At 36.9% G+C, this 12,993-nt stretch carries 14 protein-coding genes; 5 read left to right on the top strand and 9 right to left on the bottom strand.

What is annotated here, in order from left to right:
* The first annotated feature begins 22 nt into the window (after positions 1-22).
* Positions 23-2,260 carry an OmpA family protein gene (locus FTRAC_RS06210; protein ID WP_013453377.1) on the top strand — a complete coding sequence of 746 codons (2,238 nt, stop codon included), beginning with the start codon at positions 23-25 and terminating at the stop codon, positions 2,258-2,260.
* 279 nt (positions 2,261-2,539) lie between these two features.
* On the opposite strand, the gene FTRAC_RS06205 is transcribed toward FTRAC_RS06210, so the two are convergent.
* From FTRAC_RS06205 to FTRAC_RS06200, 3 genes are all read right to left on the bottom strand, one after another.
* The gene (locus FTRAC_RS06205) at positions 2,540-3,049 is read right to left on the bottom strand and encodes a hypothetical protein (protein ID WP_013453376.1); all 510 of its coding nucleotides are present in this window, start codon (positions 3,047-3,049) and stop codon (positions 2,540-2,542) included.
* 29 nt (positions 3,050-3,078) lie between these two features.
* Positions 3,079-3,168 carry an AraC family transcriptional regulator gene (locus FTRAC_RS19685; RefSeq protein ID WP_245546023.1) on the bottom strand — a complete coding sequence of 30 codons (90 nt, stop codon included), beginning with the start codon at positions 3,166-3,168 and terminating at the stop codon, positions 3,079-3,081.
* A gap of 657 nt (positions 3,169-3,825) precedes the next feature.
* Positions 3,826-4,023 carry a hypothetical protein gene (locus tag FTRAC_RS06200; RefSeq protein WP_013453375.1) on the bottom strand — a complete coding sequence of 66 codons (198 nt, stop codon included), beginning with the start codon at positions 4,021-4,023 and terminating at the stop codon, positions 3,826-3,828.
* 181 nt (positions 4,024-4,204) lie between these two features.
* Here FTRAC_RS06200 and FTRAC_RS06195 point away from each other — a divergent pair, with 181 nt between their 5' ends.
* Together FTRAC_RS06195 and FTRAC_RS20145 are read left to right on the top strand one after the other, a co-directional pair.
* Positions 4,205-4,975, top strand: a complete 771-nt coding sequence (locus FTRAC_RS06195) for a hypothetical protein (protein WP_013453374.1) — start codon at positions 4,205-4,207, stop codon at positions 4,973-4,975.
* A gap of 9 nt (positions 4,976-4,984) precedes the next feature.
* Positions 4,985-5,647 (top strand): DUF5675 family protein, encoded by a 663-nt coding sequence (locus tag FTRAC_RS20145; protein WP_013453373.1) that lies wholly within the window; start codon positions 4,985-4,987, stop codon positions 5,645-5,647.
* Between the two features lie 908 nt (positions 5,648-6,555).
* Here FTRAC_RS20145 and FTRAC_RS06180 read toward each other — a convergent pair.
* Positions 6,556-7,350, bottom strand: coding sequence for a hypothetical protein (locus FTRAC_RS06180; RefSeq protein WP_013453371.1), 795 nt, complete (start codon positions 7,348-7,350; stop codon positions 6,556-6,558).
* A gap of 603 nt (positions 7,351-7,953) precedes the next feature.
* Here FTRAC_RS06180 and FTRAC_RS06175 point away from each other — a divergent pair.
* Entirely contained in the window at positions 7,954-8,172 is a 219-nt protein-coding gene (locus tag FTRAC_RS06175) for a hypothetical protein (RefSeq protein ID WP_185094440.1), read from the top strand.
* 328 nt (positions 8,173-8,500) lie between these two features.
* Positions 8,501-8,701 (top strand): hypothetical protein, encoded by a 201-nt coding sequence (locus tag FTRAC_RS06170; protein ID WP_013453369.1) that lies wholly within the window; start codon positions 8,501-8,503, stop codon positions 8,699-8,701.
* Positions 8,702-8,916: 215 nt separating this feature from the next.
* Here the strand turns inward: FTRAC_RS06170 and FTRAC_RS19985 are convergent, their stop codons facing one another.
* The 5 genes from FTRAC_RS19985 to FTRAC_RS06150 all read right to left on the bottom strand — a co-directional run bounded on the left by FTRAC_RS19985 (position 8,917) and on the right by FTRAC_RS06150 (position 12,973).
* The gene (locus tag FTRAC_RS19985; RefSeq protein WP_013453368.1) at positions 8,917-9,123 is read right to left on the bottom strand and encodes a GDCCVxC domain-containing (seleno)protein; all 207 of its coding nucleotides are present in this window, start codon (positions 9,121-9,123) and stop codon (positions 8,917-8,919) included.
* 28 nt (positions 9,124-9,151) lie between these two features.
* Positions 9,152-10,498 carry a dihydrolipoyl dehydrogenase family protein gene (locus tag FTRAC_RS06165; protein ID WP_013453367.1) on the bottom strand — a complete coding sequence of 449 codons (1,347 nt, stop codon included), beginning with the start codon at positions 10,496-10,498 and terminating at the stop codon, positions 9,152-9,154.
* 2 nt (positions 10,499-10,500) lie between these two features.
* Entirely contained in the window at positions 10,501-11,133 is a 633-nt protein-coding gene (gene merTP / locus FTRAC_RS06160) for a mercuric transport protein MerTP (protein WP_013453366.1), read from the bottom strand.
* Complete coding sequence (locus tag FTRAC_RS06155) at positions 11,130-11,507, bottom strand: ArsR/SmtB family transcription factor (protein WP_041650451.1); 378 nt, start codon at positions 11,505-11,507, stop codon at positions 11,130-11,132. Before FTRAC_RS06155 ends, merTP begins: the two co-directional genes overlap by 4 nt.
* A gap of 542 nt (positions 11,508-12,049) precedes the next feature.
* The gene (locus FTRAC_RS06150) at positions 12,050-12,973 is read right to left on the bottom strand and encodes a hypothetical protein (RefSeq protein ID WP_013453364.1); all 924 of its coding nucleotides are present in this window, start codon (positions 12,971-12,973) and stop codon (positions 12,050-12,052) included.
* Positions 12,974-12,993: the final 20 nt, after the last annotated feature.

The following is a 12,993-nucleotide window of genomic DNA, read 5'->3' as shown; positions in this document are numbered from 1 at the left end:
TAGATTTATAAATAAGTATCAGATGAAAAAAATTAGTACTTACATTTTTATAGTAATTTCATTTATAAGTACTGTGTCTGTCGCACAAGATTTAAGTGCTATATGGGAATCGAATTTGGATCAGGCCGAAAGGTACTTTGACAATTTCTCTTATTCAAAAGCTTTAGAGAAATACAAAGTGGCTTTTGAAAATATTAATAAAGATAGCGTACAAAATTACGTCAGTCTCAAAATTGCAGAGAGTTATAGAAAGTTAAATGATCCAGAACAGGCTGTGGAGTGGTATGCTAAAGTTTTAACAAGCCAAGAGTCTGATTCAGCCCTATATTTTTTACATTATGCTCAAGCCTTAAGTGCTGTAGAGCGATATGCAGACGCTAAGATTTACTACCGGTGGTATGATGAATTGAAGGAAGGGGATGAAGTTGCATCCGCTCAGTTAAAGGCTTTAGAAAATCAATCAGGGTTTTACGATAAGGTAGGTCAAGTGAATATCAAAAAAGCAGACTTTAATGCCTCGAATATGGATTTTGCTCCAGCTTTTTATAGAGACAGTTTGCTTCTATTCGTTTCATCAAGGAAAAAAAGTCGGTTGATTAATGGTGACTTCAATTGGGATGAATCGGACTATTTGGATTTGTTTGAATATAATTCAGCGAATGGTTCTGTAAGTCGTTTCTTTAAACATATCAACACCAAATATCATGAAGGCCCAGTGGTGATTTATAATAATGATACTGAGCTTCTATTGACTCGAAATAATTATTACAAGAAAAAACTTAAGAAAAGCACTGATGGAATTACAAAGCTCCAACTGTTTCACAGTAGATATTTGGATGACAAATGGAGTGAACCTCAACCTATTAATCTAAATAGTACTGAATATTCCATAGGACATCCGGCAATTAGTGGTGATGGTAAAACGCTTTACTTTGTTTCAGATATGCCTGGAGGTTATGGCGGTACAGATATTTACAAGAGTAAAATTGATTCGACTGGATCTTGGGGCCAGCCTATTAATTTAGGTGAATCTATCAATACCGCAGCTAATGAAATGTTTCCCTTTGTTTGGCAAGACCAATATCTATATTTTGCAAGTAATGGCCATGGTGGATTAGGAGGCTTGGATATTTTTGGCTTAAAATTACAAGATAGTGAAGCATCGGTTCCAGTAAATTTAGGAGTACCCATAAATAGTTCTTTGGATGACTTTAGCTTAATTGTTGATGAAACTGGTACGGCAGGTTTTTTATCTAGCAATAGAGAAGGAAGCAAAAATCAAGATGATATTTATAAATTTAATTCTAGCGTAAGCTTAATTGCCGATTATAAGCTAGTGGGTTCAGTTATTGATTCTGAGGAGCATTTTCCATTATCTAATTCAACTGTAACTTTATCAGGTGACACTAATAGTAAATCTAGCGTAAGCACTAATGATGCTGGACAATACCAGTTTTCGATTAAGCCAAATAAAACTTATCTACTTGAAGTTTCAAGAAAAGGATATATATCTAAAAGCAAGGAGCTTATATCGCAAAAAAACGATAGTAATAAATGGGTTGTTAAATTTGAATTGTTAAAGGTATACGATTTTGGCTTGAAAGGAGTAATTGTCGAAAGTGACCAGGATAGGCCATTAGACTCCGTTAGCGTACACTTTATTGATAATTTTACTGGAAAAGTTGTCCTTGATACAATAACAAGCAAAGCAGGAGAATTTTATTTGAGTTTAAATGATAAAAAACTTAATGATAGGGTAAGCTTTCAGATTAAAATTGAAAAAGAGGGTTTCTTATCTAAAACATTGACCTTCAACCGGGAACTGGACAAACCGGGAATCCTTGATTTGTCTGAAAATTTGGATTTGGCTCTAGACAAAATAGAAGTAGGAGCGGATATTGGCAAATTAATTGATATTCAGCCAATTTATTTTGATTTGGGTAAATCTGAAATAAGAAAAGATGCAGCGAAAGAATTAGATAAAATAGTGGAAGTGATGAAGGCAAACCCTAAAATGGTCATAGAATTAGGTTCACATACTGATGCCAGAGGAAGTGACGCCTTCAATTTGAGGTTATCAGATAAAAGAGCTAAAGCCTCGGCAGCATACATTGTATCTCAAGGAATTGATGAAGATAGGATTAGTGGAAAAGGATATGGTGAAACACAATTGATCAATGACTGTGGGAATGGTGTTAATTGTAGCGAAGAAGAACATCAATTAAATAGACGGACAGAATTTAAGGTCTTGAAATTTTAAATTAATAGTATTACTTATAGTAAAGGCACCCCATCAGGGTGCCTTTCTTGTTTTCAAAAGGTCTATTTTTTGGGATTTTTGTAAATCAACTTCATTTAATAAGCTGTGAATGGAATTATTCTATGATGGAAGGAAAATACAAAACAAAAACTACTGGATACCCTAATAATGTTTTTAGCATAAAGCCTCATAGTTACGGGCTATTATGAGAGTTCTTAGAATTGACTGAGATTATGAATAGTCAAGAACTTTATATTTCAATGTACAGACTCAGGTTACTTAATTACCGTTTTGCTTCACCAAAATAATTAATTGCTTATGGTAAGCTTCAATTCTGGCATGCGCGAGGCCATCAACCAATAAAATTACCATCATCATGGCAATAGTGGTAACGCCAATAGCTCGCCATGTAGGGGCATTGACAAATATAATGATCAAAGCGGCTACAATAATAATCATGGGAACCACCTTGAAAACAGTGATATATTCTTTTAAGGTACTTTCCGCACGCTCCACTTCGGATACTGCAAAGGTAGTGGTATCTTGATTATATGCCTTTTCAAATTGAGTGATTCTGGCTTTGTTGGTAAAAAATAATCCAAGTCCAATGGTCATTAACAAAACACCTGCTACCAGTAAGGGGATGATATACGCCTTGGCCAATTCGGTTTTTCCGAGCTGCCAAAAACCTGCGCTTCCTGCTAAAAATAGAATGGCGAAAATGATGAAGAATCGTGTGGAGAAAACCTCCGATCTGGCCCATTCCTGGGCAATTTTTAAAATTTCCATTGTTGTATTTTTTAAAATCTGTTGATCTTTTAATTAATGTTTCGTGGACTGACTCCAAATGCTTTTTTAAATGTAGATGAAAAATGAGATAGATTCTCAAAACCTACTGAGAGATACACGTCAGTAGCTTCAATTAATATGAAACAAAGGTCAGAAGAAACAAAAGAAGTAAGTTTGTTTAAAAGTCGTTTTTACTTTGTTTAAAAGTTGGAGAGGGTTGATTTTAGAGTGTTGGACCAGATAACAAATCACCAATGTGATCATAAAGGTGTTTTATTCTTTATACACTAAAGGCTTGCTGCTTAGTGTAATTACAGCATTGCTGGTGCGATTTTTATTCTCAGCGTTTTAGAGATCACGGGAAAAGGAGAGTGTTGGTAAAGACATCGGTGAGATGGTGGGTGTCGCAAAGACCTCAATCCTAAATTTTCAGAATTATCGCTTAATGCAGGATACATCTTCTTGTATTTTGGGATTGGGAGTACACAAGCATAAAAAAAGCCAGTAGAAATATACCTACTGGCTTAGTCGGGGTGGCAGGATTGCGACCCTATGATATTAACCTCTATAATTCAGTTAGTTAAGTTTTTTCAATATTTGCTGTTCACCTAATTGTTCACAACTATTTTAGTCTCAAATGGTCGATTTTATATCAGTGATTCATTAAGCAACAGTTATCAAAGACCCTTTCTTTGATATGTTAAATATACGCAAAAAAGGGCAAATTTTATGAAGAAAAGGCGGGAAATTTCTGGATTAGAACCTAATAATTCGGCTTAATCTGTGAGGTATTCCTGGACTGTTTCAGCATCGATTCCAGTGTAATCTGCGAACTCCGAAACGGTGATCATTTGGTGTTTTTCTTTTCCTCTTCTTTCTCGAATCTTCTCTAATAATCTTCTTCCGGTGCGTTCGCTTTTTCCTGTAATGCGCTGAATGTCCTTTGGATAGATAACGGTTCTTTTCAATATCATAAGCTTATACTTTATCTATACTTTATCCATAAGGATGCTATACACTAATATAGCCAATTTCTTGGAAGCTAAAACGACAATACTTGCCAATTAAGACAACACGACCTTTAACGGAAGCCAGTTTTTGACAAACGCTAATTTGAGAAATACTTTGGTGGTTCATCAAATAAATTTTTCAATTATGGCAAGACAAAATGGAATTATCAATTTTACAGGTAGAATGGGCGGAGTGTCCTTTTACAAATCTAAGGACGGCTACTTGGCAAGGAAATCCGAAGGAGTTTCAAAAGAAACCATTAAAAATGATCCAGCCTTTCAGAGAACCAGAGAAAATGGTTCTGAATTTGGAAGAGCGGGTAAGGCTGGAAGGCTTTTGAGAACCTCTGTTCGACCATTGCTTTTGAAAGCTGCAGATAGTCGGATGACCAGTCGAATGACCCGAGAAATGGTGAAGGTCGTGAAAAGCGATACCTCTAACAATAGAGGGGAAAGAAAGGTCACTGAAGGGGATGTTTTGTTGCTGAAAGGTTTTGAGTTTAATCAAAACGGAAAGCTTAATGCAACTATGTATGCGCCTTTTTCGGCTGCCATTGATCGAGCAAGTGGTGAGGCAACAGTTAACATTCCAGGGTTTATTCCTCAGAATACTTTTGCTGCTCCCGGAGGGGCTACCCATATGCGTTTGATTGTAGCGGCAAGTAAAGTGGACTTTGAAGGGGAAGCTTTCGACTTGGACACTGATGAAAGCAGTGATATTGCAATTGGTCCTCAATCGGAATCAGCTATCAACTTGACCGCTACGGTTCCTACAACAGGAGATTTTCCAATCTTTTTACTTTTTGGGGTGGAATTCCTGCAGGAAGTAAATGGAACTATGTACCCGCTTAAAAACGGTGCGTACAATGCTCTTGCATTGGTAGAGATTGACAATACTATTCCTGGACCTTTATAGAATTTGGAAATGAGTTTTGAACTTATTCGAAATTATAGGTCAGGCGGAACCAATGGGAGCTTGAGGTATGGCAGTGAAAAAATCTGCCATACTATTGAACTTCCGTGGAAGGACAATCAACCTTTTTTCAGCTGCATTCCTGAAGGGAGATACCTTTTGGAAAAGAGGATTACCCATGAAAGAGGATTTCACCTGATATTGAAAAGTGTTCCGGGAAGGAGTTGGATTTTAATCCATCCTGCGAATGATGCTAGGACAGAATTGGAAGGCTGTATTGCACCAGTCTCGGAGCTAACAGGCATCGGAAAAGGAATCAACTCTCGGGATGCTTTAGAAAAGCTTTTGGAAATCTTTGAAGAGGCTCAAGAGAAGCAGAATCATATTTACATCACAATTAAAGAGAAATCAGCTATCAATATTTTAGAAAGGGTAAAAAAGCCCACTCCAAAGTTGTTTAGAAAATTGCGGACAATCGGTTTGGTATTGGCTGCTGCAGGGGGTGCTATTTTAGGAGCGCCTATCACATTGCCAGCTGGCTTGATTACAGTTGCAGGATATCTGACGGTTGGAGCCAGTGTCCTGACTGCAGTAAGTCAGGTGACAGTGGATAATGAGGTCAAAATTCCTCCACTGCCTGAGGTCAAAAACAAGGGAGATGCAAGTCCACGGTAAGGCAGGCACAGCTGGGGGAACATTGCTCACCGTGCTGGTCAATCTGCAAACAGCGGATATTGTCAAGACTTGCATTTTAGCAGCTGTCGGAGCATTAGTCAGTTTTTGTATGTCCTTGGCCATGAAATGGGTGGTCAAGAAAATCAGGAAGAAAGGCCGTAGTTCATAGCTACGGTTTTTTTATGTCCAAACCGCAGGGAAATTATCAAAAAAATAAAAACCTGGCAGGCAAAACCTACCAGGAAATAAAACTAAAACGGCAATGGCGAGAAATTAATCTCAAACCACAAAAACCGAAGGAAATAATAACCTTCAGACTGAACACGAAACCGCGTTAAACTAAACGCTGGACGAAGACGAACGTACGCCACCAACCACCGGCTGGCGATGCGCACTCTAAAAATTAATTTAAACATAGTGCGCTTCCACACAGGAACGGTGAGATAGATGCAAGAGCGGCACAACAAAAAATACGAGCATGAAGGGTTTGGAAGTCGGGAAGGATGCTGGAGATTATTTTTGTAGCCGGCAACGCGAACTCTTGTCATCTTTCTCATCCGCATGCCTGTAAATTTCACTATGTTTGGATTGATTTTTTCACTGTCGAGTTGCAGAGAAGCTGGCTCGAAGTTTTTTGGGAAAGTGGGCAACTTGGAATAAAATTTTATTCCGTGAATACCTACCCCTTAAATAAAATATTTTAAAGGAATGTGTATTGAATTTTGCATGTTTAAAAACCATTCATTCAAATGACTGGGGTTAAGATTTCTGACTTTAGGCCTACCATAAATGAAATCAAGAGAATTCTGAAAATGTTTCTCTATAGTATTAGGGCTACAGATAGAGAATGGCCTATCATGAAAATTTAATGCAAAATATCGCATGCCTTAAATTGAGCTTTTTTAGTATTATACACTATGTATTAGCTTCTTAATGTGATTTAAATTAATTAGTATTTTATGAGTATCTAGCATTTTTTTACTAATACTCTCCCTGAAATGAACATCATTAAAATTACTCGCTAAGTGAAACTTAAAAGTTGTATCTTCAAATTTTTTGTCTTCTACTCTTTCAAAAAGATTTATAAAATCATTATGAAAACTACTTGTAATAATTTTTAAATTGAATTCGTCTTCTATGATTTTTGTAAGAGTTTGAATTCTTCTTTCGATTATTTTACAGGATTCTAAAAATTTCTTCAGCTCTTTTTCATTAATTTCATTTATAATTCTTCCCATCATAACTAAATCGTAGCCAGATGTTACCTGAAAAAAATTATATTCATTAAATGCTTCGAATAATGATGTAGAGATTTTATCAAAGTCCTCGGTTATATATTCATCGATTTTACCTTTTTCACTTAAAACAATTTGGATTTCATTGGTCTTCTCATTGGTTTTTACCATAGACTGATTGGCTTTGACCATTTCCTCATTAGCATTACGAATGTTTCTAAATTCATCTTGCTGCAATTTGAAATTCAGATATAATAACATTACAGTCAACACCGATAAAGCATAATTTAATGTCTTATTGATTTTATCGAATGAATAGAGTGGAATAATTTCTTGCACTTTATATTTATTAATAAAGTAATCATTGAAATATACTAAAATTACACATCCGATGATTACGATCAAGAGTGTAAAAAACAATCCATTGTTGTTAAATACTCCATTAATGAATTTCCATATTTTTTTCATTGTACCGTGGTCTGTTAGCTGTCAACGAAGATATAAAAAATTAAGTCCGAAAATTTCAACTTGTTACTTTTCCCAACTTTCAGTATCCTGCAAATTTTATGATTTTAATAAAACTGTCAATTTGTTTTTGGAAAGTGTGCTAGTCGGTAGAGGCATAGATTTTAAAACATTCTTTAATACTATAAATCTAGAGTCGACTTTTCAAGATATTGCTTCTTTTCATATTTGTAGACTATAGTAAATGAATTTACGGTAAAGTAAGCTATGGAAAAATACCTATCAAATAACCTACACACTACAGGGAAATATTTTCAAAAGAGAAAAGAAAAAAAAACAAAAAAAAGAAAAGAGAAAGCTTTTCTTTCAGGGGGAATTGCTTCGGGGGCAAGTCTTTTTTGAAAAATACTTCCGCTGGTGAGCGGAGGAGATTTTTCAAAAAACCCAAAGGGCTTGGACTTGCGGCCGAAAAGCAATTCATCCCTAATTTGCTTTCCTCTTTTATTTAATTTTTGAAGAAATATTTACCTGCGATACTTATTAAAAGCCTCAATCCAAATTCCTGGGGCTAATTCCACGCGGCTATAGCCGCACCTTAAATGGGTGGTGGGGAATTTGGGAAAGGATGTGGAATACTGTCCTATCGTATTGGCACTACAGTTTGATCAAGGCACTAATGCGGGAAGATGCGGGAAGGTGAACGCAGGAAGAGCGGTTGCAAATAATGGAGTTTACGGAATGGTTTGCAATCCGCTGTGTGTCGAGCCGTCTGCGAGTGCGACCCCGGGTGGTAGACCGAGAGTGACCGAAGGAAACGGGGGCTAGCTATGAGCGGAGAGTAACGGAGCGAGCAAGGCTTGGCGTGGTTTTTAGTTAAAAAAAGTTGTAACCGTTTTAATCATAAACTCTAACAGCTTTTTTTAAAAACCATGACAAGCCGCAGCCCGGGGGCGCCCGCAGGCGAGCCTAACTCGGGCAACCGGGTGCTGTTGCTTTTAAATGGAGTTTACGGAATTTTAAAGGAACAGACCAGGTAGGTTGCCGTGATGCACTTGGGCTAAGCTGCAAGGGGCATGACAGCACTTGCCCCGAAGGGGTTGGCTTTTGGCTTTAAATACCTTATAAATTAATACTTATTTAAAGCCTGAAGCCAATGCTGGCGAGGCCCTTTGCCGCAGCCCAAGTGCAGCACACCATAGTGCCTGGCCGTGCGGCTGGTATATCAAACAACAACTTTTTGGCTTGGGAGCCAAAAAGACCACTTCCTTTTGCTTTTTTACCACTTTATCTGCTTAACAGAAAAAAAAGCAAAAGCTTTGAGGGAAGGATTGTGCGGGTAAGTGCGGTTGGTTAGCCGAGGGCGTTTGATTTACCCTTTAGGGAAATTAAAGGCTTTCGGCTGAGGGAGACATGGGCTTTGGCTAATTTTTAGGACAGTGAAAGGGATGTAGGGAAATTAGGCAAGGCGCATGGTCTTTGCCTAATAATTCATTTAGAGAAAGCTTTAAATGGGAATAAGGAAAAACGAACGTATTATGTTTATTGATGCGTTCGTTTTTTGGAGCTTTACTAACAGCAGCTTTTGTTTTGTTGGATCGGTGGACATGCTACTGTTCCGTAACTACAATAGACACAGCAGTCACCAGCTTGTGGTTTCAAAACTGTTTTACAATTTTCACACTCATAGAAGAATTGACAAGCATCTGTTGGCATTTCTTCTGTTTTTTCGTGCCCGCAGTTGGGACATTTTATTGTTGATTTTAGTATTACTTCCATTCGAATTCTATTTTTATGATTTTAATATTTAGACCATGTACACTATATCTGAACTTGCTGAGGGATAGGTAAGGATCATGGTTTTTATGTCTTTTGAAGTCAGGCCTCCTTTAATGGCCATGGCAAAAAGATTAATAACTTCTTCTGCATGTGGCCCGATAAGATGTGCACCTAAAATTTTACCGCTGTCTTTTTCTATTAGTGTTTTATAAGCATAGGTCTTTTCATTGAGCCTTTTGGCTGTAAACCAATTAGGAACACTATTCTTTTTAACAATGATATTCAATCCCATTTGGTTGGCCTCCTCTTCAGATAGTCCTACTGATGCCATTGCTGGTGAGGTAAAGACCACAGTTGGTATAGCACGATAATCAGGCTTTTTGCTATTTTCTTTTAAAATGTTGGACGCCACAATATGACCCTCCATCACGGCCACAGGAGTAAGAGGCTTGCCATCAGTAGCAGCGGCATCTCCGGCAACATATACATTTGGGTTTGATGTACTTTGCAGATATTCATTTGCGACTATTCCTTTTTGAGTGAACTTCACATTGCCTTTAACTAAATCAAGGTCAAAAATAGCAGGCAGCCTTCCTGCTGAATTAATTACCACTTCAGCTTCCCAGTTCTTTTCAATACCATCAGGATTTGCAGTGACTTTATATCCAGCTTCCGATTTTTCGATTTTGCTGACATCTGTGTTAAGTATTAACTCTATATCTAATTCTTCCGTGGCTTTAGTGATTTGTTCCACAATAAAAGGATCAAAATTCTCTAGAGGTCTCTCTCCCCGGTGAATAATAGTCACTTTACTGCCATAGCGAGCAGCCATGTGGGCAAATTCAAAAGCTATATAGCCACCACCTATAAATATGAGAGATTTAGGAAGGTTTTCGAAGTTTAAAAAGTCGGTACTTGTGAGTGTTAAGTCTCCACCGGGAAAATCAAGATGACGGGCTTTCGCTCCAGTGGCAATCACAATCTTAGCTGCTTCTATAATCTCATCTCCTACCTTCAGTTGATTTTCCTTTATGAAGCGGGCAGAAGAATGAAAGGTCTCCACCCCATTTTTCTCATAGCCTTTTTCTAATTTTGCAGGCATAATTTCCACAAATTCCTGTTTGCTTTTCATGGCAGCTTTCCATGAAATTTCCGGAATATCAGAGATGTTTCTATCCTCCAAATTGGTTGCGAAATGCCTTAATTCCGTAGCTGCCAGCATAATTTTCTTGGGATCGCAACCCCTCAAAGCGCAAGTACCTCCATAAGGCAGTTCATCTGTTATGCCTACTTTCAATCCTTTTGACGCACAGCGATTGGCGATATTCATCCCAGCCATGCCCGAGCCAATCACAAATAAATCGTATTTCTTCATAATTATTTCTGACTGATTACTTTATAGCCTGTGCCGTTTATCGCAGCTTTAATCTCCTCACTAGTTACTTTTGATTGATCATATCTTACCGTAGCATCAGCATCTTCGTATCTTGCATCTACCTCCACTATACCGTTCAGTTTATTAACATCATTTTCTACGTGAGAAGCACAGCCATTACAGGTCATCCCTTTAATTTCGAAAGTAGCAGTTTCTAAATTATCACTTTCCATCACTATGTTCTGTTTTTGATCTTGAGAAGGATAAAACATCTCGGCATATAAAGGGAAAGCCATCATCACCACGACAAAAACCGTTACAATTCCCAGAAACTTCTTGCTTTGCCAAAAATTGGGTTTTTCGTCCTCCTCACAAGCACAAGCTATTTCCTCTTCCGTTCTGGGTTTCAATTTTTGATACCAGGCAAAAGCTAAAACCAGTATGGTCACTGCTATTAGATATGGTCTCAAAGGATCTAACCACGAAAATGTGGAAGCAATCCCAGATGCACCTGAAACCAGGGCTAAAACCGGGGTGATACAGCATATTGATGCTGCAATTGCAGATACTAATCCTGCCCCTAAAAGTTTTTTGTTATTATTGGATTCAATATTTGAGTTTTCCTGCGTAGTCATATCATTTCTTTTTTGTCACCAACTGTGATTTCCTGAAACAAGGGTTTTAGAAGCTCTAAATGTTCTTCATTAATTGCATAAAAAATGGTTTGACCGCTTCGTTTTCCTGTGATGATATTCCGGTCTTTCATTTTTCGGATGTGCTGAGATATTGCAGGAATACTCATTCCCAAAATATCGGAAAGATCACAGGGGCATAATTGGCCTTCTTGTTCTAAAAGGTAAAGTATTTTCAGTCTGACCTCATTACCGGCTAAATTCAGGATGCTACTCAGCTTACCGAATGATTCTTTGTTTTCTTCGAGATTTTCTTTGCATTGCTGAATTTGTACTTCATCAGCCAATACCCTTATACATGATTGATTTTTATCCATGGTTACTTTATTTGTACTTCCATAACGCATGCAAGTTAATGAAGTTCATTATTTAAGCAAATACTTAAATACAGTATTTTGATATAAGGCATATTGTAGCTATTCAATATTATTGACCGAATTAAGGTAGTTTGGGCACAATCACCACGCTTGCCAAGGGAGGGAATTGAGTTGATTTCTGCATCAATTTAATGATAGAACGCTTTAGTGATTTTATGCAAAAAGTATTGAAAAGCGATAATGAATGCATAAAAATACTATTTAAAATTGATGGTGTTCCATTGTTAGTTCTATCTCAAAAAGCCCCTTCCTTAATCCTTCCCCAAAAGGTAAGGAGATTGAAAGGCTGGTGCGTTTGATTTAATTTTTTACCACCCTGGGTAATTTACAGGTTTTTGAAATGATGGGCACAAGCGGACAAGGTTGCCTTCTTGACTAAACTGTGCTTAACGGTAAACGTGGAATTTAGATTATACTATTTTGAATAGGTAACCGGTACTAGTTGGGAGCTTCAGTTTGTTTTTTACTTTGAACTTGATAAATCATAAGTTCTCACTGCCTTTTGATAATAAGTATTTAAAATCTTCATTTGGTAAGATTTTAGAAACTATGAAAGAAGCTGTTTCCTTATTGATGATTTCTGATAAGGTGAGATCAAATATTTTTCCTTTCACCAATTGCTTCCAATTTTTCTGGTTTAAGGTCTTACTTAGTGCATTGAGTTCTTCTAATTCATTAAATAGTATTTCTTGACCAAGGCCCAGTATTTTGAGTTCTTTTATTACTTCATCAATGGAATTTTTACTTTGCTTAACTGTTTTTCTTTCTCTGGATCGTTGCCATCTACCTAGTTGCAATTCTCCTTTAATGGTAATTTGGTATGATTTATAATCGTTTGTTATGAAAGAAGACTTTAAAAGCTCTTGAATAATTTCTTTTAATTCATCATCACCTCTAGGGAGAGTAATTCCATTTCCTGCTAAAATCCACTGGACAGAATTTAGATTATTTCCTTTTAGATTATTTAATTTGAAAAGTATCAGATAAAGAATATCTTCAATATTAGGGTTTTCAATGTCAATTAAAGGCTCTCTTTTCAGAATGACATCTAAGTGAGGAAGTATCGATGAGAATTGATCTAAAAATTCTATCCTGTTATTTAAGGTTCTATTGATGTTATTACATTTATCTTGAAAAGTATCTTCTTTGCCTATATAGTGCCACCCTATAAATTTGTCAATGCCATAAGATTCATAATTATTCCATAACCAACTATCCGGATCAGAAAATGATTTGGTAAAAATAGTCTGCAATTGTTCATCTAAAGTATTTCTTTTCTCGATAGCATTTCTTAATCCCCGGTCACTTCTAATTTCCTTTTTGTATAACTCCTTTAAATGGTCAATCACAGGTGCTATTGATTCATTGAAATCTTGAAGGGATGATTTGATTCGAATATTTTGCATTTCCTCAGGTGTTTTACATG

The sequence above is a fragment of the Marivirga tractuosa DSM 4126 genome (genome assembly GCF_000183425.1).
In the GTDB taxonomy this organism is placed as follows: Bacteria; Bacteroidota; Bacteroidia; order Cytophagales; family Cyclobacteriaceae; genus Marivirga; species Marivirga tractuosa.
This window is presented reverse-complemented; position numbering and strand designations above follow the sequence as displayed.